A 23,239-nucleotide genomic window follows, 5' to 3' on the forward strand; every position below is an offset into this window, starting at 1 on the left:
TGAGTTACGAGTTGCGAGTTATGGGTCTGGACTTTCAACCTATAACCCGTAACCCGTAACAAATAACTAGTCTAACGTAATATCTAAACCTAAGCCACGCAACTCGTGTACCAATACGTTGAACGATTCTGGTACGCCTGGAGTTGGTAGGTTTTCGCCTTTAACAATGGCTTCGTAGGTTTTAGCTCTTCCAATAACATCATCAGATTTCACAGTCAAGATCTCTTGAAGGATATTAGCAGCACCAAATGCCTCTAATGCCCAAACCTCCATCTCACCAAAACGCTGACCACCGAACTGGGCTTTACCACCCAATGGTTGTTGTGTAATTAATGAGTATGGTCCGATTGAACGGGCGTGCATCTTATCATCAACCATGTGACCTAATTTCAGCATGTAGATAATACCTACTGTAGTCGGTTGGTCAAATTTCTCGCCTGTTAAACCATTGTTTAAGTAAGTTCTACCAGAAGCTGGCAAACCTGCTTTAGCGATCCAATCTTCTACCTCATCGCTCTTAGCACCGTCAAAAATTGGCGTAGCAAATTTAACGCCCAATTCTTTACCAGCCCAAGCCAATACGGTTTCGTAGATTTGGCCCAAGTTCATACGTGAAGGTACACCTAGTGGGTTCAACACGATATCAACTGGTGTTCCATCGTCAAGGAATGGCATATCTTCGTCACGTACAATACGTGCAACAATACCTTTATTACCGTGACGACCCGCCATCTTATCACCTACTTTTAGTTTACGTTTTTTAGCTACATAAACCTTAGCCATCTGAACAATTCCTGATGGAAGCTCATCACCAACGCTGATCGCAAATTTATCACGTTTGTAAGCACCTAGTTCTTCGTTTACACGGATACCATAGTTGTGCAACAACATTTTGATTTGCTCATTTTTATCCTCGTCAGTAGTCCATTTATATGGATTGATGTGAGCATACTCTAAGTCCATCAACATTTTTTGCGTAAACTTAGCACCTTTAGCAATTAAAAGCTCTCTGTATACGTTAAATACGCCTTGTGAAGTTTTACCGTTCACAATTTGGAATAACTTGTCAACTAACTCGTTTTTCAAGTTTTCCGTAGCAAGGTTGTATCTCTTATCTAATTTCTCGATTGCTGATTTTTCTTCTGCTTTAGAAGTTTTCTTAGCTCTTGAGAATAACTTAGTATCAATAACTACACCTTTAATTGATGGAGGAGTTTTTAACGAAGCATCTTTAACATCACCAGCTTTGTCACCAAAGATGGCACGTAATAATTTCTCTTCTGGTGAAGGATCTGACTCTCCTTTTGGTGTAATTTTACCAATAAGGATATCACCTTCTTTAACTTCAGCTCCAATACGGATGATACCGTTTTCATCAAGGTCTTTAGTAGCCTCCTCTGAAACGTTAGGAATATCTGGAGTTAACTCCTCTTCACCACGTTTAGTATCACGCACTTCTAGTTCAAACTCTTCGATGTGTAATGAAGTAAAGATATCTTCTCTAACAATACGCTCGTTAATTACAATCGCATCCTCAAAGTTATATCCTTGCCAAGGCATGAAAGCTACTTTTAAGTTTCTTCCTAATGCCAACTCACCATCTTCAGTTGCATAACCTTCACAAAGTACTTGTCCTTTAGTAACTTTTTGGCCTTTCTTAACGATCGGTTTTAAGTTAATACAAGTATTTTGGTTGGTTTTTTTGAACTTGGTTAATTTATAAGTTTTGCTATCGCCTTCGAAAGAAACTAAACGATCGTCATCGTTTCTTTCATATTTGATTACAATTTCATTCGCATCAACATATTCAACAACACCAGCGCCTTCTGCATTGATCAAAGTTCTTGAGTCACGTGCAACACGACCTTCTAAACCTGTACCTACAATTGGTGCTTCAGGACGTAACAATGGTACGGCCTGACGTTGCATGTTCGATCCCATCAACGCCCTGTTCGCATCATCATGCTCCAAGAAAGGAATCAATGAAGCTGCGATAGAGGTAATTTGGTTAGGTGCAATATCCATCAAGTCTAATTTCTCAGGCTCGATAATCGGGAAGTCACCCTCGTAACGTGCTTTAACACGTGGCGTAGAGAAATTACCTTTATCATCGTACTGAGCATTAGCTTGAGCGATAGTTTTACCGTCCTCATCTTCTGCTGACAAGTAAATTACATCTTCGTTCATAGCTACTTTACCGTCCACTACCTTTTTGTAAGGAGTTTCGATAAAACCTAAGCTGTTGATTTTTGCGTGAACACAAAGTGATGAAATCAAACCGATGTTTGGTCCCTCTGGAGTTTCGATAGTACACAAACGACCGTAGTGCGTATAGTGAACGTCACGAACCTCGAAACCTGCACGCTCACGAGATAGACCACCTGGACCTAAAGCTGAAAGACGACGCTTGTGCGTAATCTCCGCCAATGGGTTGGTTTGATCCATGAACTGTGATAGCTGGTTAGTACCAAAGAAAGAGTTGATTACAGATGACAATGTACGAGCATTGATTAAATCTGTTGGAGTAAACACTTCGTTATCACGGATGTTCATACGCTCACGGATCGTTCTAGCCATACGAGCTAAACCTACACCAAATTGTGCGTATAACTGCTCACCTACCGTACGTACACGACGGTTTGATAAGTGGTCAATATCATCTACCTCTTCTTTTGAGTTGATCAATTTGATCAAATATTTAACGATAGCAATAATATCAGCTTTCGTTAATACCTTTACATCATCAGGGGTATCCATTTTCAACTTACGGTTGATACGGTATCTACCCACATCACCTAAGTCATAACGCTTATCCGAGAAGAATAAACGCTCAATGATACCTCTTGCTGTTTCCTCATCAGGTGGTTCTGCGTTACGCAAAGCACGATAAATGTTCTCCACAGCCTCTTTTTCAGAGTTTGAAGTATCTTTTTGTAAAGTATTATATATAATGGTATAATCAGCTTGTGATGCACCATCATCTTTAGACAAGATAATGGTTTTAACACCAGCATCGATGATTAAATCAATATGCTCGTCTTCTAAAATGGTATCCCTGTCTAAGATTACCTCGTTACGGTCAATAGAAACTACCTCACCAGTATCCTCATCCACAAAATCCTCAACCCATTTTCTAAGTACCCTTGCAGCAAGTTTACGTCCGATATATTTCTTCAAACCAGACTTGCTAACTTTTACTTCATCAGCTAAATCGAAAAGCTCTAAGATATCTTTATCAGAATCATAACCAATAGCACGCAATAACGTAGTTACAGGAAATTTCTTTTTACGATCGATGTAAGCATACATAACGTTGTTAACGTCTGTAGCAAACTCAATCCAAGAACCTTTAAACGGAATTACACGGGCAGAATATAACTTGGTACCGTTGGTGTGGCGGCTTTGGCCAAAGAACACACCTGGCGACCTGTGCAATTGCGATACAATTACACGTTCTGCACCGTTAATTACAAACGTACCTTTAGGAGTCATATAAGGAATGGTTCCTAAGTATACATCTTGAATAATGGTTTCAAAATCTTCGTGCTCAGCATCGTTACAAGAAAGCTTCAATTTAGCTTTCAATGGAACGCTGTAAGTTAGCCCACGGTCAATACATTCAGGAATGTCATAACGAGGTGGGTCAATAAAATAATCTAGAAATTCTAAAACAAAGATGTTTCTAGAATCTGTGATTGGGAAGTTTTCAGCAAACACTTTAAACAAACCTTCTGTGTGACGGTTATCTGAAGTAGTTTCGATCTGAAAAAATTCTCTAAATGATTGCAACTGCACATCCAGAAAATCTGGATAATCGATAATGTGCTTACTACGTGCAAAATTTACTCTTTGGTCGACTTTATTTGCCAAGGGACTAAATTTAATTTAGTTTAAGAATAAACTATTTTTTGGTTTTTAAAAGGGAACATTTCATAAACCAAACAAAATGAAATGTTTATAAACGGGAATAGACTCCAACTTTACAGTCGGAGTCTTTTCTTTTGAGTTTTGTTAAAATTAAGTGATTACTTAATCTCAACTACAGCTCCAGCTTCTTCTAATTGTTTTTTAAGAGCTTCTGCTTCGTCTTTAGCAACACCTGATTTCAATTCTTTAGGTGCACCGTCAACTAGGTCTTTAGCTTCTTTCAAACCTAAACCAGTTAAGTCTTTAACCAATTTAACAACTGCTAATTTTTGACCACCAGCATCTTTCAAGATTACATCAAAAGATGTTTTCTCTTCAACTGCAGCAGCTTCACCACCAGCAGCAGGAGCAGCTACAGCTACTGCAGCAGCAGCAGGCTCGATACCATACTCGTCTTTTAAGATTTGAGCTAATTCATTAACTTCTTTAACTGTTAAGTTTACTAATTGCTCAGCAAACGCTTTTAAATCTGCCATTTTATTAAGATTTTAAAATTTTACGTAATTGTTGTTTGTTTAAATACGAACTTATCAGGTGTTCGTTAACCTCTTTCTTGTAATGTTTTAACAATACCTGCGATTTTACCGCCGCCTGATTGTAACGCAGACACAACATTTTTAGCTGGTGATTGTAATAGACCAATGATTTCGCCAATAAGTTCTTCTCTTGATTTAAGACTTACTAATGCATCTAATTGGTTATCGCCAACGAAGATTGCTGAATCGATGTATGCGCCTTTCAATTGAGGCTTGTCTTCACCTTTTCCTTTTCTTAGTGATTTGATCAGCTTAGCTGGACCGTTACCCACTTTAGAAAATAATAAGGCTGATTGACCTTTTAATGCTGGGAAGATATCTGATGAGTCGCCTTCTAATCCATCGATCGCAATTTTGATCAATGTATTTTTCGCTACTTTCATTTCGATACCACTTTCGAAACATTTGCGACGGATGTTATTTACTTTTTCAACAGATAAGCCAGAGGTATCAGCAATATAAAAATTGCCATACTCTTGCATTTTCGCTTGTAGAGCTAAAACTACTTCTTGTTTTTCTTCTCTGTTCATAATTAGATCCCCGCTACTGATTTAGTTTCTACTGAAATTCCAGGACTCATTGTAGAAGACACGTGAATGCTCTTGAAATAAGTTCCTTTTGCTGCAGAAGGTTTTAATTTTGAGATCGTTTGAAGTACTTCTAACGCGTTCTCGTATAATTTCTCCGGAGAGAATGATACTTTACCTATTGAAGCGTGAATGATACCAGTTTTGTCAACTTTAAAATCGATCTTACCACCTTTTACATCAGTTACAGCTTTACCAACTTCGTTAGTTACTGTACCTGATTTCGGGTTTGGCATTAAGTTACGTGGACCTAAAACACGGCCCAACTTACCAACTTTTGCCATACACGCAGGCGTAGTGATAATAATGTCTACATCTGTCCAACCACCTTCAATTTTAGCAACATACTCGTCTAAACCTACGAAATCTGCTCCTGCTGCTTTAGCTTCTTCTTCCTTATCGGGAGTTACCAAAGCTAAAACGCGAACAGTTTTACCGGTACCGTGAGGTAAAGTAGCTATACCACGAACCATCTGATTGGCTTTACGAGGATCTACTCCTAACGCTACATCGATATCAACCGATGCATCGAACTTAGTAGTAGTAATCTCTTTAACCAAAGCAGATGCTTCTTTTAAGGAATAAGACTTACCGGCTTCTAGTTTAGCGTGTGCTATTTTTTGATTTTTTGTTAACTTAGCCACTAGTGTAAACTGTTAATGTTAAATAATTAGTTAAAAGGCGCATCACCTGAAACAGTGATACCCATACTACGTGCTGTACCAGCAACCATACTCATTGCTGATTCGATAGTAAATGCGTTTAAATCAGGCATTTTATCTTCAGCAATTGCCTTAACTTGATCCCAAGTCACCGATCCAACTTTTTTACGGTTAGGCTCAGCAGAACCACTCTGCAATTTAGTAGCATCCAATAATTGGATAGCAACTGGAGGGGTTTTGATGATGAAATCGAAAGACTTGTCAGCATATACAGTAATTACAACTGGTAAAACTTTACCTGGCTTATCTTGGGTACGAGCATTGAATTGTTTACAAAACTCCATGATGTTCACACCTTTAGCACCTAATGCAGGTCCTACTGGTGGCGATGGGTTTGCAGCTCCGCCTTTGATCTGTAATTTGATCATCGCACTGACTTCTTTTGCCATTTTTTGTTTTTGTTTAATTAAAACTCAATGTTAAATTTTGGAAGCAATGTAACATTTAAGATCCCTTTGAATGTATTATAACGCAAAAAGGACTGCAAAGATATAAATTATCTTGCAGTCCTACAATACTTTTATTAAAAAAATTATTATTCTTTTTCTACTTGCATATAGTTAAGCTCAAGTGGCGTTTTACGCCCGAAGATCTTAACCATTACTTTCAACTTTTTCTTCTCTTCGTTAACCTCTTCAATGATACCCGTAAAACCGTTGAAAGGACCATCCATTACTTTTACATTTTCTCCAACATAGTAAGCAACGTTCATGGTTTCACTTTGCTGGCTCATTTCATCAACCTTACCTAAAATACGGTTAACTTCTGCCTGTCTCATTGGAATTGGATTACCAGCTTTATCACCCAAAAATCCAATTACACTATTAATTCCTTTAATGATGTGTTCCAATTCGCCATCCAAAGCCGCCTCCATCAAAACATAACCTGGATAATAGTTACGCTCCTTCGCAATCTTTTTACCATCTTTCATTTGATAGTACTTCTCTGTTGGGATTAGTACTTGCGGAACTAGATGAGAAACTCCTAAACGGCTAATCTCAGAATCGATATACTGTTTTACTTTCTTCTCTTTACCACTTACCGCTCTAACAACGTACCATTTTAGCTGATCGTTCATCTAATAATCTAATTTTAAAGTGAATTGTAAAAAGTTTCAAGAACAAAATTGGCACCTTTATCCATAGCCAAAATAACTAAGGAAATAATCGCTGATGCTACAAGCACCAAAACTGCCGAATTTTGCAAATCACCCCAAGTAGGCCAAGTTACCTTTTGGGTCATTTCTTCGTACGATTCTTTTATAAACTGAACTAACTTAGCCATATTTTAATTGTTGAAGGTGTGAATGACTAAATGAGTGAATGATCATATCTGAAAGTAACTTTCAAATCAACCATCCACTCATTCAAATTTTCAATCATTATTTAGCACGGGAACAAGGATTCGAACCCTGATCAAAGGTTTTGGAGACCTCTATTCTACCATTGAACTATTCCCGTGGATAAAATTAGCTAATCAGCATATAAGCCAATTAGCTAATTTCTATGTTATAGCTATTAATTAAGCTAAGATTTCAGTTACCTGACCAGCACCTACTGTTCTACCACCTTCACGGATAGCGAAACGTAGACCTTTTTCCATTGCGATAGCGTTGATCAACTTAACAGTGATGGTAACGTTATCACCTGGCATAACCATTTCAGTACCTTCAGCTAGTGAAATTTCACCAGTTACGTCTGTAGTACGGAAATAGAACTGAGGACGGTATTTGTTGAAGAATGGAGTGTGACGACCACCTTCTGCTTTTGACAATACGTAAACCTCTGCTTTGAAATCAGTATGAGGAGTTACTGAACCTGGTTTACAGATTACCATACCACGACGGATATCAGTTTTCTCAATACCACGTAACAATAAACCTACGTTATCACCAGCTTCACCGTAATCTAAGATTTTACGGAACATCTCAACACCAGTTACGGTTGATTTCAAGTTCTCAGCACCCATACCTAGGATCTCAACTGGATCACCAGAGTTGATTACACCACGCTCAATACGACCAGTAGCTACAGTACCACGACCAGTGATTGAGAATACGTCTTCAACAGGCATCAAGAAAGGAAGATCTGTCAAACGTGGAGGGATTGGGATGTAGTTATCTACAGCTTCCATTAACTCCATGATTTTAGCTACCCATTTAGGATCGCCGTTCAAACCACCTAGAGCAGAACCTTGGATAACTGGAATGTCATCACCTGGGAACTCATAGAATGATAATAATTCACGAACTTCCATTTCAACAAGCTCTAACAACTCAGGGTCGTCAACCATGTCAACTTTGTTCATGAATACTACAAGCGCAGGTACACCTACTTGACGAGCCAAAAGAATGTGCTCACGAGTTTGAGGCATAGGACCATCAGTTGCAGCTACTACGATGATAGCACCGTCCATTTGAGCAGCACCAGTAACCATGTTTTTCACGTAATCCGCGTGACCTGGACAGTCAACGTGTGCGTAGTGACGGTTAGCTGTTGAATACTCAACGTGTGCAGTGTTGATAGTGATACCTCTTTCTTTTTCCTCTGGAGCAGAGTCAATTGAATCGAATGAACGTGCCTCAGATAAACCTGCATCAGCTAACACTTTAGTGATTGCTGCTGTCAAAGTTGTTTTACCGTGGTCAACGTGACCGATTGTACCGATGTTTAAGTGCGGCTTACTGCGGTCAAACTTTTCTTTTGCCATTTTTTTATACTTATTAGTAGGTTAAAATTTTTTATTTAATTATTGCTTTGATACAATTTCAATACAAAAAACCCTGTTCCTTCTGTATTTTCAACAGACTAAACAAAGTTATTTAGTTGTTTTTGAGCCAAAGATGGGACTTGAACCCACGACCTCTTCCTTACCAAGGAAGTGCTCTACCGCTGAGCTACTTCGGCTTTTTAACTTTCAGCTCATTAGTTCATTGGCCATTTTACACTAATGAACTCCCAAGAGCGGAAGACGAGGTTCGAACTCGCGACCTATAGCTTGGAAGGCTATCGCTCTACCAACTGAGCTACTTCCGCTTATCAATTAGCTAATGATCAAATTAATGAATTAGCTAATAAAAAATGGTGGGGAGAGAAGGATTCGAACCTTCGAAGTCTTGCGACAACAGAGTTACAGTCTGTCCCATTTGGCCACTCTGGTATCTCCCCCCTTTTACTCCAAAATTGACATCCTGAAATAAAAAAGAGCCTCCTATCGGAATCGAACCAATGACCTACTGATTACAAGTCAGTTGCTCTACCAGCTGAGCTAAGGAGGCTTTTATCTTTTTTTTTAATGTGGGGCAAATATATAAAAATTTGTATTCTTACCTATATGCGATCACATTTTTTTTATTTTTTCATCTCTTCACAGAACAAGCATTTCTTTTGGAGCAGCTACCCCGTTTCCGAAATGGAATGCAAATATACACGCATTATTGTTAGCTGCAAATATTTTTTCAAAAAAAATTGGCGGGTAATGCCCGCCAATTTCATACAATAATAATATTTCAAAATAGAACTCTAATAATCAGCCACTTCACCGTTGGCTAAAATTGTTTTGTGTTCACTTAATTTTGCTCGGGTTTTGTCTTTATGTTTAGTAATCTGTTTTTTTAACGATTCAATTGCAAGATCTGTTGCTTCTTCAAATGTTTTGCATTGCTCCTTGGCAAACATCGTTCCGCCTGGCACAATGAGTTTCACCTCACTTATTTTGTTGGCCTCATCTTCTACGTTCTCTAGTTTTAGATATACTTCGCCACTTATAATCTGATCAAAAAATTGATCTAATTTATCTACTTTTTTCTGAATAAACTCCAATAGCTTCTTGTCTGCATTAAAATGGATAGACTGCACTCTGATTTTCATTTTTCCTCCTTTTTTACGCCCTAGGATGGGCTTGTTTATAAATGGACTTTAATCTTTCAACTGAATTGTGTGTATATACTTGCGTTGCCGCTAAACTGGCGTGTCCTAGCAATTCTTTGATTGCATTTAGGTCTGCACCACGATTTAGCAAACTGCTGGCAAACGAATGCCTCAATACGTGAGGACTTTTTTTATCTTGTGTTGATATTAATTTCAAACAACTATTCACAATACGATAGATGAGCTGTGGGTAAGCTTGGCTACCACTATTGGTAACGATTAAATAAGCGCTTTTGTTGTCAAAATTTTGCAATGCTTTTAGGGCGATGAAATCCGACAATGCTTTCATCAATGGTCGGTGCAAGGGAATAATTCTTTGTTTACTTCTCTTACCCAGCACTTTAACTGTCGATTCGTAGGCATTCACATCCTCATCTTTGAGGTTGATCAGCTCTGCCAAACGCATCCCAGTACCAAATAAAATTTCTACCACTATTTTGTCCCGTTGCCCAGAAAAGGAATCATCAAAGCTGTGTTCGTGATCTAACAGCTCATCCATTTTTACATCTTCTACAAAAACAGGAAGTTTTTTAGGCGTTTTTAAGGTCCTCACCAATCGGGTAGGATTATCATTGATCACTCCTTCCCTATGCAAAAATTTGTAGAAACTTTTTAAAGATGATAGTTTTCTATTGACAGCACTTTCGACCAATCCTTTTTCAAGTTGGGCCACCATGAAATTTTTAATATGGAAACTAGCAGCTTTTTCTATTTGGTCAATCGATTCTTTTTTTAGAAAATCTTCATATTGCAACAAATCCGTACGATACGATTGTAAGGTGTGTGGCGAGTAACGCTTTTCATACTGTAAATATGTTAGAAAATCGTTGATTGACATATTACATTTTCAGATTGGTTGACGAGTCAATTTAGGAAAAAAAGAACATCAAACAAGTTTTTTTCACAAAAAAAATGCCCCCAAATTTTTGGGGGCATTTATATATCTGTGATCCAGACCAGAACTATAGTGTTCCTTCTTGATTTAAGCCTTGGATATATCTTGCTTTTTTGATTTCAGTACGACGAGTTACAGATTTTTTCTCGTATGCTTGACGGCTACGTAGCTCTCTCAACACACCAGTTTTCTCAAATTTCTTCTTGAAACGTTTTAGCGCTTTATCTAATGACTCGCCATCTTTAATGTTTATAATAATCATAACGTTGAAATACCTCCTCTCGTTTTTTTTAAATCCAGCCTTTAGCTTGGGGATGCAAATGTAGATATTTTATTGGATATGAGAAAGTTTTTTAAACTTTAATTAAAAAAAGGCAAAAAGGATGCCCTTTTAAAAGCATCCTTTTGAACAAAAAATAAAATGATATTGCTTTATCTTAATTCAGTGTATTTAATACTGCATCTATCTGCGCTGCTGTTGCTGGTGTAACGGCTACATCAAGATTTAGATTTGCACTTACGGTAAAATTGGTATGCCCAAAATAAATCACATTGTTTACATCGGTAGAAAGGATAATCAGTTTTCCTTTTAAACCAATTGGCATAGAATTTTCATAAGAGCGATGTTTATTGATGGATAATACAAATGGCAAACCTGCTACAGTTTTAAGATCATCGAAAACCATATAAGCTCTTTGATCTTTAATGCTCGGCACCGCACCTGAATATACTGGAGTAGCGGTAATAGTTGTTTTTGGATTAGGGTTGGTATAAAAATAGTCGCAATTAACCCAACCAAAGCTTGGCAAATTAAATTGATAGAAATCTGGACTGGAAACTACCCTAGCTTTTTGATCGAGCACCCAAGTACTATCTGAAACTCCTGCTGGTGCCCACACAAACAAATTCATGGCATCAGTATTAAGCGTAGTTGGTACTTTTACATTTACGGTAACTGCTGGGTTTAGTCTTAGTGCTTGCCCGTTTTGACTGGCTAATATTTGAAACTCCCCTCCTGTGATCAATAACTGTCCGTTAGATTCGGTTACCTTTCCAGATAGGATGATATCTTTTTTACTCAACACTTCTTTTAGGCTTACCACCACGTTTCCTGCTACTGGATTTCCATTATTATCTATAAAGGCGTTAGCAGGGAAATCAAACTTCATTCCCTTTGCCCCAGTAATGCTAAATGCTGCGCCGCCTGTTCCATTGAACTTTTGGGTAGGTACCGTAAACTTGCTGTTAAATTCGGCAAGGGTAAGTGTGTTGTCGTCATTTGCTTTGTCTTTTTTGCAGCCAAAAAGAATGCTTACTAATAGTAAAGTAATTAAGGTTAAATTTTTCATGATGCTAGTTTTAAATAATGCTTACTCTGTTTATGGCTTTTCTGCTGCCGCCTTTCATAAGCATATCAACTAGCTTTATTTTTTGTTACCTATGTTTTTGAAAAAATATTACAAGAAGCTGTTCATTTCACTCAAATAGTTCATTGGATGAGATTGCTTCGTCGTACCTCCTAGCAAAGACGGAAACATGATCGTCACTGCGAGGAACGAAGCAGTCTCATCACTCAGCTTAACATTCTTTTTAACATTTTCCAAATCAATTCTACTTACAAATAAAAAACCGCAGCTTTTGGGCTACGGCTTTGCTGATTTTAATTGTAGGCAGATGATTTAATTTCTATTTCAAGATTTCTCTTGCAATCACTATTTTCTGTATTTCTGAAGTTCCTTCTCCAATGGTACAAAGCTTGCTATCACGATAAAATTTCTCTACTGGAAAGTCTTTAGTGTACCCGTACCCGCCAAAAATTTGCACGGCTTCGGTGGCGCATTTTACTGCTACTTCAGAAGCATAGTACTTTGCCATCGCCGATTCTTTGGTCATTGGCAAATGACGGTTCTTTAAATCTGCCGCTTGGCGAATCAGTAATTCTGCTGCTTCAATTTCAGTAGCCATATCTGCCAACTTAAAGCTGATCGCCTGAAAACTCGAAATACTTTGACCAAACTGTTGCCTTTCTTTTGAGTAAGCTAAAGCTGCTTCATAAGCTCCTTTGGCTATCCCTAAACTTAAAGCCGCAATAGAGATACGTCCACTATCCAATACTTTCATGGCCTGTTTAAATCCTTCGCCTTCTACGCCCAACAAGTTTTCTTTGGGTACACGGCAGTTGTCGAAAATCATTTCTGTAGTTTCCGATGCACGCATACCTAATTTGTTTTCTTTTTTACCTGCACTAAAGCCAGGCGTACCTCTTTCCACCACAATGGCCGAAATTCCTTTGGAACTACCCGTTTCTCCTGTACGCACCATAACTACGGCAACATCTCCAGTTTTACCGTGGGTAATCCAGTTTTTCGAACCGTTGATTACATATTCGTCGCCATCCAATACGGCGGTAGTACGCATACGTAAAGCATCTGAACCTGTATTGGCTTCAGTTAGTCCCCAAGCACCTATCCATTCTGCAGTAGCCAATTTAGGCAACCATTTTGCTTTTTGCGCTTCATTGCCAAAGGCCATGATATGACCTGTACACAATGAATTATGTGCGGCAACAGATAGTCCGATAGAACCGCATACTTTGGCTATCTCTACAATAACATCTACATATTCTTGGTAACCAAAACCTGAACCGCCATATTCTTCGGGCACTAAAACACCCATTAAGCCAATTTGTCCGAGCTCTTTAAATAATTCAACAGGGAAATGTTGGGCTTCGTCCCATTCCATTACATTCTTGCGAATGTTCTTTTCTGCAAAGTCACGTACCATGCTTTTAACCATGGTTCTGTTTTCGGTTTCATTGAAACTGATTCCTATGTCCATATTCGATAGATTTTAAAATAAAAAACTGTTTAAACACCAGCTATTGTAGCTTCGAGCATTTAAACAGTTTAGTTAAATTTATATTTGGTTAAGGGCAATGTTAAACAAATTAAATTATACTTTCAAAGTCTTTTCCGTTACTTTTTGATAGAATGATTTGGTATGTGGTTCAATTACTTATCATGTGATAGCATTGACACAGAAATAGCTATGGTAATTTATCCTAAGTTTTTTTTGAGATTTTTTAGAGTACTTAAGTCTTTAATGGCGTTTTAACTGTTTATTACCATTTGCTTGTCGTTCTGATGTTAGTAGGAATCTCATTAATTATTAACGTTCTATTGAAGTCTCCAGAGATTCTTCGCTGCGCTCTGAATGACAAAAAGCCTAACAGTATCCACTACCAGCAATCATAATCCTACTTTATCATTCCATCTCATTATTACGTACTTTGCTTGTCATTCCGAGGATACGAGGAATCTCATCGATTCCTAACGCTCCATTGAAGTACTAGAGATTCTTCGCTAGGCTGTGAATGACAGGCCGCACTGACCCCAAATCCAAAACGAAACAACCAAAAAACTAACTAATAATCTGCCAGTGAGAAAATGTGTTCGCTGAACGTCTTTAATCGTTCCTTTCCATTCAGAAAATCTAGGTTAATGAGAAAAGAATAACCTACTACCTGCGCATCTAATTTTTGCACCAATGCCGATGCTGCCACCACCGTACCACCTGTAGCCAATAAATCATCATGGATCAATACTTTCTGGCCAGGTTCAAAGGCATCCTCGTGAACTTCTAATGTAGCACTTCCGTATTCTAAATTGTAAGATTGCTGAATGGTTTTATAAGGTAGTTTTCCTACTTTTCTAATAGGCACAAACGGTACTCCCAACTGTTGGGCCAATGCCAACCCAAACAAAAATCCCCTACTTTCTATTCCTGCAATTACATCTATGTTTAGCGAAGCTAGTTGTTGTGCCAAGGCTTTGGTAATTTCATTGCACAATGCTGGATTTTTGAGGATAGGTGTAATGTCTTTAAAAACAATTCCTGGCTTTGGAAAATCAGAAACATCTCTAATAACTTGTTTGATTTGGTCTTGTATCATTTTGAAAGTAAAAAGTCAAAATTAAAAAAGGAAGAACGAATCTCTAACGATCTATTAAAAGCTCAAATAGGGTTCCATTCTTTGGATAATTTCAGGCTTTAAGATAAGTACTTTATTTAAATCGGCAATGCTTTTATATGCACCGTGCTGCTTTCTATATTGTATGATTGCATTCATCTGCTTATAACTGAGGTATGGATGTTTTTTTAAATCCTCAAATTCTACGGTATTGATATTCAGCTTGCGGATTGCTTCTACATCTATTTTAATTTGATCTTTTATTTCATTGAACTTAGGCGTATCAATGCCAAACACTTCAAAAAGCTGCTCTTTGCTATAAAAACCTCCCAAACGTTCTCTGTATTTTATAATTCTTTTGGCAAATGATACTCCAATTCCCCTAATCTTATCAAGCTCTAAAGTATCTGCTTTATTTATATCTATCACTACAGCTTCCTTTTTAGGATAAACGGGCATTGCTTTCTTTTCAAAAGGTTTGCTGGTCGAAATGACGACATAGGGCAGCAACGCTTCATATTTTTCGGGAGAAATGGTGTACATTCTTTTTAGGTCTTCGGGTTTATAAAACCTTCCCCCCTTTTTTACGTAGTTAACAATAGACATGGCTTGTTTGTAGGAAAGGCCAAATTGCTGCCACCTTTTTTCATCAATTAAATTGGGATCAAAGGTTTGATAATGCACCGTAGGGCGTGCGGTTATTTCTTCTATCTCGTTACGGGTGCTTTTATAGGTAGGTTTAGCATAACGATCTGCCAATTCTAATTGCTGCAGCGCTTGCCTCTCCGTTGGATCAATGGTGGGAGGGCTCAAAAAGTAACGCCGATAAACGGATGGCGCAAAAGTAGCGGCGATGATAAGCAGCAGCAATAATAACATGCCATTGAGGCTTCGTTTACTAAATCCATAGTGATTGATTAGCCAGTTTTTCATTCGGTTGAGTTTTGGTTACAAAAGATTTCATCTTTTTATTAATTATCTTTAATGCTGATGAATGCCACCCAAACCGATGTTGGCTCAAGGAAATGAAGGAAAATCGAGATGTTTTCATAGTTTAGGTGTTTAAGCTAAATATAAATCTTATTTTTGACATTGCTTTATACTTTATCCTCATTATCTATACATGAAGATTATTACTACTAAAGAATTTGCGCAAGCAACTAAGATTGATAAGTTGGGTGTTCCTGGACTTGCGGCACTGTTAATGGAAGTGATGAAACTGAACGACATTAACAAGGTTTTTTCTAAGAACCAGCATTTCGAAGGCTTAGAATTTGTTGACAAGATATTGGAAACCATCGGCGTTTCTATCGAATTTGACGAAGACGATCTTAAGAATATTCCCAAAACTGGCGGCTTTATTGCCATAGCGAACCATCCTTACGGTGGTGTTGAGGGTTTAGCTCTGGTAAAGTTGCTTTGTACCGTTAGACCCGAAGCCAAGGTGATGGTGAATTTCATCCTCAAAAAAATTCCTAACCTTAGCGAATTTTTTGTGGCGGTTAATCCCTTTGAAAATGTACAGCACTCTTCGAGTATCAGTGGGCTAAAAAGCACTTTCGACCTTTTGCAGAGCGGTACTCCTATTGGCATTTTCCCAGCAGGTGAGGTATCTACCTTTAATCTAGAAAAACAAGAAATTACCGATAGGCTTTGGCACCCTGTAGTGGGTAAATTGGTGGCTAAATCGAAACTACCAGTTGTACCTATTTATTTCCACGGCAACAACGGGATTTTGTTCAATATCCTTAGTTTTATTCATCCTACTTTAAGAACGGCCAAATTGCCTTCTGAATTTTTGAACAAGCAGGGGCTGAAAATTCAGGTAAGGATCGGTAAGCCTATTAAAATTGAGGATATTTCTTACAATAGGGATACCAATAAGTTGCTAGACTTTTTAAGGGCCAGAACTTATGCGCTCGGCACTAGCATTGAACAGGAAAGAAAGCTTTTCAATCCTATCAATTTATTTAAGATCAAGAAAAAACCAGCCGAAATTGTAGAGGAAACTGAAAAAGGCCTGATGGTAAAGGAGGTGGCCAATTTAACCGATTACAGGGTTTGGGAAGAAAAGAACTACGAGGTTTACATTGTACCTACCACCAGTATTCCTAATATTTTAAGAGAAATTGGGCGTTTACGCGAAATTACCTTTAGGGAAGTTGGCGAAGGTACCAACAAAAAAATTGACCTCGACAATTACGATATTTACTATAACCACCTTTTTATTTGGGACAAAGAGGCACAAATGATTGTGGGTGCTTATCGTATTGGTAAGGGCGATGAGATTTTGAATACCATGGGCAAACGTGGTTTCTATATTTCGGAGCTGTTTAAAATTAAAGAACCTTTTTACCCTGTTTTAAGGCAAGGTATTGAATTGGGCCGCTCCTGGATCAGGAAAGAGTACCAACAAAAACCCCTACCCCTATTTTTATTATGGAAGGGCATTTTGAAATACTTGATCCTAAATCCGCAATACCGATACATGTTTGGTCCAGTAAGCATCAGCAACAATTTTTCTAAGTTCAGTAAATCGCTGATTGTTGATTTTATTACCAAAAATCATTTTGATTATGAAATGGCACATTACGTAAAGCCAAGAAACAAATTCAAAGCGGACCTTACCCCTATCAATACCGATCTTTTGATTGAGCAAAGTGACAGTTTAAAGGATTTGGACAGTTTAATTGGCGATATTGAAAGCAGCCACATTAAAATTCCTGTGCTGTTGCGCCAGTATATGAACTTAAACGCCAAAATCATTTGTTTTAATATTGATCCTAAATTTTCGGATTGCTTGGACGGTTTCCTTGTAGTAGATACCCAAAAGATCCCTGCTGAAATGCTGGAGAAGATTGGGAAGAACTTTTAATCAGTTCACAGTTTTCAAATAGCAGTTTACAGTTTTGTATAAATAGCAAAAGCCTCGACATCCATCGGGGCTTTTTGCGATCAACTAACCTAAACTGTATGATAAATACTAACCAAATATTTAACGTCACAAATGTAGGCCTGCTATGTTAAGTCCTTGTAAAAACAAGGTTATTTTATATTCACTTAATAAAGAAAAATTGACGATCATATTTAACCACAGCTGAAAACATCGATAACTGTTTAACACACCGTAGGATAAGTGTAATGAAATGGCCATCTTTATACAATGAATCACAAAACAATTTTTCAGTTTATTTCTGAGCCTGCCGATGTAAATTACGGCGGCAATGTACACGGTGGCAGTGTAATGAAATGGATTGACCAAGCTGGATATGCCTGTGCCAGCTCTTGGAGTTCTAGTTATTGCGTAACCGTCTATGTAGGTGGCATCAGATTTTACTCACCTATTAAGATTGGACATATTGTAAAAGTAGAGGCTCAGGTTATTTATACGGGATCAACCAGTATGCATATTGCCATCAATGTATTTTCTAGGAACATTAAACGACAAGAATTTGAAAAGAAAACGCATTGTATCATCGTTTTTGTGGCTGTTGATGATGAAGGGGCACCTGTAAAAGTACCCAAATTTAATGCAACAACTGATGACGAAAAACAGATGGAGCAATATGCCATTAAGTTGATGGATTTGCGCAAGCAAATTGAAACCGAAATGCAACCGTTTTTGTAATTTCTTAAACAAGCAATTGGTGATCATACCAACTACAAGAAAAGGATGAAAAACATCGCCGAAGTAGGGCTGCTATGTTAAGCCTTCGTAAAAGCTAGTTTATTTTATATTGACTTAACAGAAAAAATCAAATTCGGGTAAAAACCATTTTTTTTCCAAAAATTATTGCCAATCTCATGTTAATATTGTTTAAATTTAATGTTAAGCAAATATTAACAAATGTACTTCTTCAAAAAATACAGCCTGCTTTACTGGTCAGTTTTGCTGATCAATATTGGCGCTATCACCAGCGTGAAGGCACAGCTGTACAGTTTTGATTTTTATGACGGCACTTTCAATTTTAGTGTAGATACTTTGTTGCAGCGTAATTTTTCGGGCCAGCTTTCTGCCAACCATATCAAACAGTATTATCAACAATTGGAAAGTGCGCATAGCGATGATTTAATTGCAGCACTGCAAAACTACCGTAAGCAACACCAGCTTAATGATTGGCTGTATTACCAACTGATTAGAAAAACTGCCGAGCAGTTAAGTCCCAAAGCCAAAAACTATCATAGTTATACTTTATATAAATGGTACCTGATGGTGAAATCTGGTTACGATGCCAGAATTGCCATTGGCGACAACCAGATTATTTTTTATGTGAAGTGTGACGAGGATATTTCCGACATTCCCTATTTTATGGCAGATGGCAACAAATACATGTGCCTTAATTATCACGATTACCAAAAACTCTTTAAAAAAGCTGATACTTATTTGCCAGTTAAAATTGAGGTGGCTGGCGCTAAAAATGATTTTAGCTATAAGGTGACCAAAATGCCAGAGTTTAAGCCAGAGGATTACCAGGACAAGCAAATTGCCTTTAACTACAAACACAAAGCCTACCACTTTAATGTAAAGGTGAACACCGAGGTGTCTCGTATTTTTGCCAATTATCCCGTGGTTGATTTTGAAACTTATTTCAACATTCCCTTGAGCAGGGAAACTTATCAATCGTTAATTCCAATTTTAAAGGAAAATGTAAAGAAAATGTCGACCAAAAAAGGGATTGACTATTTGATGCAGTTTACCCGTAACGCTTTTTTATATGAGGACGATGAAGCTTTATTGGGCAAAGAAAAACGTTTTTCGCCTGAACAAACGCTTTTAAATGATCAGAGTGATTGCGATGATCGGGCTGCTTTATTTTTCTTTTTAGTCAAAGAGATTTATAACCTCCCGATGATTGCCCTGCTTTACCCTACGCATATTACCATGGCGGTGGCTTTTGACAAGCCTGTGGGAGAAGCGATTTATTATCGAGGCAAAGCCTACAGTGTGTGCGAACCTACTCCACAAAAGAAAAACTTAAAGCTTGGGGAACTATCTGCGGACCTGAAAAATCAGAAATATGAGGTGGTTTATGCTTACCAGCCTCACTCCCGCTAAACTCATGATATTGTTAGTATTAGCACCAACTAAAAAACCCTGCTCTTGTTTCTATGGTTGATATTGATGGATAACAAAGTTCAAAGATCTCTCCACTGAGGTCGAGATGACGGTATAGGAACGGATGAGCTTTTATGAAATCTTTCCTAATAGATGAATAATTCACTGTTACCGACGTATAACTACAAGTAACCTACTACGAAGAATTTCTGTTTTACTACTACAACAAGTACTCAAAAAAGTTGTAAGAGGCGCAATTTATGCCTATCGTTAGAGTATCATACCCACGCAAAACAAAAAGCCCAAAGGAACTACCTCTAGGCTTTTTGCTGTTAAGGCTGTTATTTTATTGAACAATTATATTTTTGGTAGCTACAATTGGTGTTGTGTATTTACTATGCGAAGTAGTACACTTTAATTCGTGGCTTCCTATATTAAAACTCCATTCGGGCAGCCTAGCCTGTCCCACAGAAGGTAAATATGGATGAGGTGTATTACTAGTCCAAGTGTAAGTAATACCAAAACAAAAATAACTCATATCATAATCTTGCCCCCAACCCCAACTACTGCTAATATTAGAAATACCAGAAATATATGGAGTTACTACGCTATTAGCATTTAAAGGGTATAAAGAGTTAATTATCGGTTCGTCTACTGCACTAGGAAAAGCACTTGTATAACCAGATAAATTATTATTAGCCATAATTGAATTTGCAGTGTTACTATGTTTAAAACCTAAACTATGCCCAAGAGCATGGATCATAATATTTACCAATTGAGTGGATGAGCTATAACCGTAATCCAAATTAACTAATATTAATCCCCCTGCTTTTCCATCTCCATTGGTATATTCCACTGCGTGTGATTGGCTATAAGATAGAACACCAAGATCAGAATCTACAATAATATCATGTGGAGGCGGCACATCTAGTGTACCATATTGTGAAACCAAGTGCAATTTGATATCGCTACTCGGGTTAGCATTCCACGCGGCTACTGCTGAGTACAAAGCATTATTCCAAGTTGAATTAGCAGGCTGTATTGCTGGCTTCACCCAAATATTGATATTGTGTTCTTTATTATTATTAACAGCATATATCGGATTACTTATATTTAATGAACTTTTTTTAATAAGTATATCGTTTTCTACAAGATAGTAGTCGTTTTTGAAACTCCGTATGCCATTTGTTGAAAAACCCATGGATTCTATTTTGGAAAGATCGCCTGGACTAACATAACTAGGAGCATTAATCTCATACTTTACCGTTGAATACCACGATACTTCTTTATTTTGTGCAGAAAGGAAAAATCTATACCTAATAACAATTCTACCTGAAAATCTATAAGCAGGTAAAATAGCAGGAAGCCAAACCGATTGAAAAATCGTGCCATGAGAAGCAAATTCAGATTTACGCACATATTTAGTGGGAGAGATTTCAATAGTGGAAGGATGACTATCAAAATTGTTATCCTCTGGACTTTCAGTGTATAAAAGCGTTACATAACAATCCCCTGGTGAACTTGGATCACTATATTTCATTAATGTAAATCTAAATTCAAGATCGGTAGCCATTTGCGAATCGCTAACCATGAATTTATTGTCTGAACTAGCACCTTTTAGTTCAAATGATGACATAACCATATTTGCCTCAGCAGTTTTACCAAAAACCAAAAGCAAAGCAAGTATAAGTATATTTTTCATTTTATTTTTCATATACTAGTTTATACTCATTAGCTTCCCCATATAACTCCAGTACTTTTTTTAAACTGAGCGTCACTCTTTCCCCAACAATAAATTCTTCCGCTTTTTCATTATAAATTACTTTATCTAACGGTACAGCGAGCATAATAGATAAAAAGCGTCTTTCCTTTTCGTAGTTTACCGATAATTTTTCGACTTTCTCTTCAACTTGATGTTGATCTTTCTTGCAACCTACAGCGGTTGCAACTCCCAAAACCGCAACCATTGCAATTTTGAGGAACGTTAAATTTTTATTTTTCATGATGACAAGTTAGCGGGACATCATCAACCAGAAGTTAAAGCCACATTAACATATTTCATTAAAACAGAAAAACATCAAAACCTATAGTTTTAAGTGTTAACCTAGGCTTAACATAAGTTATCTGCAAACAAAAAACCCCGAGGGATCACCTCGGGGGTTTCTAACACATATAATTTTGTGTGAAGACTAATAAACGTTAGTTTTAGGAGTCCAACTAGCCCAACCTGTAGTCCAATTAGTAGCACCAAATGCACCTTTAAAAGCTACTTTCTCAAAGAAAGCATCATTTTGATCTCCAGTGAAAGCGGCACCTGTTAAAGCAATAGAGCCCGTAGCCGGCAAGAAGTTAGGACTTGTTAAGCTGAAAGCATTTGTTAGTCCAGCCCCTGCTGATGAAGTTAATTTTACAGTTCCATCAGTAGTTGCTTTAGTTTCGATTGCAGTTGCAGAAGCACCAGCAACAGTAACGTCACTACCTAATTTGAAAGGAGCAGCTAAAGCATAAAGGATATTGTTTTTGAATTGAGAAGTACCATCGATAAATGCGTTGTAAGTACCGTTAGATTCTAAAGATAAACCGCCATCTGGATGTCCTAACAAGATTGAGTTGTTAAGAATGAAAGCTGTATTTCTCCTAAATCTATTTGCGAAATTATGGTTAGCAGCAGTATTAGCAGCACCATTAGGACCTAAAATTGTGAAATTTGAAAGGTTTGGTCTAGTTCTAGGCAAAGCATCAGAACCACTAGCATTGTTGTCGCACTCAATACCGTTACCAGCATCGCCACCATCAACAAACTCAGGATCTCTCAATGATACAGCAAATTGAATTTTACCTTTATAACCATTATCAAAATCAAAATCATCATCAGCAGTAGCGTAAGCGATTAGGTATTTTGCATTTACAGTACCACCGAAGAACTCGAAAGCATCATCGTTACCGTAAGCTACCATGATGTGTTCAAGAGTAGTTCCTGAACCAACACCGCCTAAAGTTAATCCATTAATTTCTGAATTAGGTTCTGCAGCGATACCAGCGAACTCAATTCTTATATATTTTAAGCTACCTGAGTTATCGTTATCAACAGTACCACCATATTGTCTACCAACTCCACCTTCAATAGTTGGATTGTTTGCATTTACAGTAGCTCTGCCTAAAAGGATAATTCCACCCCAATCACCAGGTGTTCTTTCGCCTACTGGCCTACCAGAAGTAAATACAATTGGAGCTTGAGCAGTACCTTCCGCCATAATCTTAGAACCTCTCTCCATGATTAAAGCACCTTTATTAGTAGTACTTGATTTAACAATAGTTCCAGGTTCAATAGTTAACGAAGACCCTTCTTCGAAATAAGTGTAACCTGTTAGTGTAATTGTACCTTTTCTTACCACTACATGTTGATCCTTTTTAAAGGTACCAGTTAAGTTTCCACCATTAGTAATCTCAATAGTACCTGTTGTTCCATCGCCATTATTGTTCTTTTTACAAGCGGTAAAAGCAACTGCAGTCATCAATACTGCCACAATAGAGTGTTTTAATTTCATGTTTTTATTTTTTTGTAAAGTTATTTCGTGTATGTTACGTATAGATTATCAACACGTTAAGATTTCCTT

Annotated in this window: 21 protein-coding genes and 5 tRNA genes; 3 read left to right on the top strand and 23 right to left on the bottom strand. The window is 37.6% G+C overall.

Annotation, left to right across the window (positions count from 1 at the left end; genetic code table 11):
• Positions 1–66: 66 nt before the first annotated feature.
• From rpoB to DUT70_RS08890, 20 genes are all read right to left on the bottom strand, one after another.
• Positions 67–3,870: a DNA-directed RNA polymerase subunit beta gene (gene rpoB, locus DUT70_RS08795; RefSeq protein WP_113646956.1), complete on the bottom strand. Its 3,804-nt coding sequence runs from the start codon at positions 3,868–3,870 to the stop codon at positions 67–69.
• Positions 3,871–4,025: 155 nt separating this feature from the next.
• Complete coding sequence (rplL, locus tag DUT70_RS08800) at positions 4,026–4,403, bottom strand: 50S ribosomal protein L7/L12 (protein WP_113646957.1); 378 nt, start codon at positions 4,401–4,403, stop codon at positions 4,026–4,028.
• A 65-nt stretch (positions 4,404–4,468) separates the two neighbouring features.
• Entirely contained in the window at positions 4,469–4,993 is a 525-nt protein-coding gene (gene rplJ / locus DUT70_RS08805; protein WP_113646958.1) for a 50S ribosomal protein L10, read from the bottom strand.
• A gap of 2 nt (positions 4,994–4,995) precedes the next feature.
• Positions 4,996–5,694 (bottom strand): 50S ribosomal protein L1, encoded by a 699-nt coding sequence (gene rplA, locus DUT70_RS08810; RefSeq protein ID WP_113646959.1) that lies wholly within the window; start codon positions 5,692–5,694, stop codon positions 4,996–4,998.
• A 26-nt stretch (positions 5,695–5,720) separates the two neighbouring features.
• The gene (rplK, locus tag DUT70_RS08815; RefSeq protein ID WP_097131876.1) at positions 5,721–6,161 is read right to left on the bottom strand and encodes a 50S ribosomal protein L11; all 441 of its coding nucleotides are present in this window, start codon (positions 6,159–6,161) and stop codon (positions 5,721–5,723) included.
• A 146-nt stretch (positions 6,162–6,307) separates the two neighbouring features.
• The gene (nusG, locus tag DUT70_RS08820) at positions 6,308–6,850 is read right to left on the bottom strand and encodes a transcription termination/antitermination protein NusG (protein ID WP_113646960.1); all 543 of its coding nucleotides are present in this window, start codon (positions 6,848–6,850) and stop codon (positions 6,308–6,310) included.
• Positions 6,851–6,864: 14 nt separating this feature from the next.
• Positions 6,865–7,056: a preprotein translocase subunit SecE gene (secE, locus tag DUT70_RS08825; protein WP_113646961.1), complete on the bottom strand. Its 192-nt coding sequence runs from the start codon at positions 7,054–7,056 to the stop codon at positions 6,865–6,867.
• 105 nt (positions 7,057–7,161) lie between these two features.
• A tRNA-Trp gene (locus DUT70_RS08830) sits at positions 7,162–7,232 on the bottom strand.
• Between the two features lie 61 nt (positions 7,233–7,293).
• Entirely contained in the window at positions 7,294–8,481 is a 1,188-nt protein-coding gene (tuf, locus tag DUT70_RS08835) for an elongation factor Tu (protein ID WP_113646962.1), read from the bottom strand.
• A gap of 125 nt (positions 8,482–8,606) precedes the next feature.
• Positions 8,607–8,678, bottom strand: a tRNA-Thr gene (locus tag DUT70_RS08840).
• 56 nt (positions 8,679–8,734) lie between these two features.
• Positions 8,735–8,807 (bottom strand) — tRNA-Gly (locus DUT70_RS08845).
• Positions 8,808–8,853: 46 nt separating this feature from the next.
• A tRNA-Tyr gene (locus tag DUT70_RS08850) sits at positions 8,854–8,939 on the bottom strand.
• 37 nt (positions 8,940–8,976) lie between these two features.
• A tRNA-Thr gene (locus tag DUT70_RS08855) sits at positions 8,977–9,049 on the bottom strand.
• Between the two features lie 244 nt (positions 9,050–9,293).
• A complete protein-coding gene (gene hpf, locus DUT70_RS08860) occupies positions 9,294–9,641 on the bottom strand; it encodes a ribosome hibernation-promoting factor, HPF/YfiA family (protein ID WP_113646963.1) in 348 nt (115 codons plus the stop codon).
• 13 nt (positions 9,642–9,654) lie between these two features.
• Positions 9,655–10,539: a tyrosine-type recombinase/integrase gene (locus DUT70_RS08865; protein ID WP_113646964.1), complete on the bottom strand. Its 885-nt coding sequence runs from the start codon at positions 10,537–10,539 to the stop codon at positions 9,655–9,657.
• Positions 10,540–10,663: 124 nt separating this feature from the next.
• Positions 10,664–10,858, bottom strand: coding sequence for a 30S ribosomal protein S21 (gene rpsU, locus DUT70_RS08870; protein ID WP_113646965.1), 195 nt, complete (start codon positions 10,856–10,858; stop codon positions 10,664–10,666).
• 175 nt (positions 10,859–11,033) lie between these two features.
• On the bottom strand, positions 11,034–11,945 hold the full coding sequence (locus tag DUT70_RS08875) for a hypothetical protein (RefSeq protein ID WP_113646966.1): 912 nt from the start codon (positions 11,943–11,945) through the stop codon (positions 11,034–11,036).
• A gap of 337 nt (positions 11,946–12,282) precedes the next feature.
• Positions 12,283–13,434: an acyl-CoA dehydrogenase family protein gene (locus DUT70_RS08880; RefSeq protein ID WP_113646967.1), complete on the bottom strand. Its 1,152-nt coding sequence runs from the start codon at positions 13,432–13,434 to the stop codon at positions 12,283–12,285.
• Positions 13,435–14,020: 586 nt separating this feature from the next.
• Positions 14,021–14,548, bottom strand: a complete 528-nt coding sequence (locus tag DUT70_RS08885; RefSeq protein WP_113646968.1) for an adenine phosphoribosyltransferase — start codon at positions 14,546–14,548, stop codon at positions 14,021–14,023.
• A 54-nt stretch (positions 14,549–14,602) separates the two neighbouring features.
• On the bottom strand, positions 14,603–15,499 hold the full coding sequence (locus DUT70_RS08890; RefSeq protein WP_113646969.1) for a ComEA family DNA-binding protein: 897 nt from the start codon (positions 15,497–15,499) through the stop codon (positions 14,603–14,605).
• A gap of 190 nt (positions 15,500–15,689) precedes the next feature.
• Between DUT70_RS08890 and DUT70_RS08900 the strand changes: the two genes are divergently transcribed.
• The 3 genes from DUT70_RS08900 to DUT70_RS08910 all read left to right on the top strand — a co-directional run bounded on the left by DUT70_RS08900 (position 15,690) and on the right by DUT70_RS08910 (position 19,622).
• The gene (locus DUT70_RS08900) at positions 15,690–17,441 is read left to right on the top strand and encodes a lysophospholipid acyltransferase family protein (RefSeq protein ID WP_113646971.1); all 1,752 of its coding nucleotides are present in this window, start codon (positions 15,690–15,692) and stop codon (positions 17,439–17,441) included.
• A 288-nt stretch (positions 17,442–17,729) separates the two neighbouring features.
• A complete protein-coding gene (locus tag DUT70_RS08905) occupies positions 17,730–18,194 on the top strand; it encodes an acyl-CoA thioesterase (RefSeq protein WP_113646972.1) in 465 nt (154 codons plus the stop codon).
• 219 nt (positions 18,195–18,413) lie between these two features.
• A complete protein-coding gene (locus DUT70_RS08910) occupies positions 18,414–19,622 on the top strand; it encodes a hypothetical protein (RefSeq protein WP_113646973.1) in 1,209 nt (402 codons plus the stop codon).
• 346 nt (positions 19,623–19,968) lie between these two features.
• Here DUT70_RS08910 and DUT70_RS08915 read toward each other — a convergent pair whose 3' ends face one another.
• The 3 genes from DUT70_RS08915 to DUT70_RS08925 form a co-directional block, all read right to left on the bottom strand.
• Positions 19,969–21,336, bottom strand: coding sequence for a matrixin family metalloprotease (locus DUT70_RS08915; protein WP_113646974.1), 1,368 nt, complete (start codon positions 21,334–21,336; stop codon positions 19,969–19,971).
• A complete protein-coding gene (locus DUT70_RS08920; protein ID WP_113646975.1) occupies positions 21,326–21,625 on the bottom strand; it encodes a hypothetical protein in 300 nt (99 codons plus the stop codon). The genes DUT70_RS08915 and DUT70_RS08920 overlap by 11 nt, the downstream gene beginning before the upstream one ends.
• A gap of 186 nt (positions 21,626–21,811) precedes the next feature.
• Positions 21,812–23,170: a T9SS C-terminal target domain-containing protein gene (locus tag DUT70_RS08925; RefSeq protein ID WP_113646976.1), complete on the bottom strand. Its 1,359-nt coding sequence runs from the start codon at positions 23,168–23,170 to the stop codon at positions 21,812–21,814.
• Positions 23,171–23,239 lie beyond the last annotated feature (69 nt).

The organism is Pedobacter chitinilyticus (genome assembly GCF_003313385.1).
Lineage (GTDB): Bacteria > Bacteroidota > Bacteroidia > Sphingobacteriales > Sphingobacteriaceae > Pedobacter > Pedobacter chitinilyticus.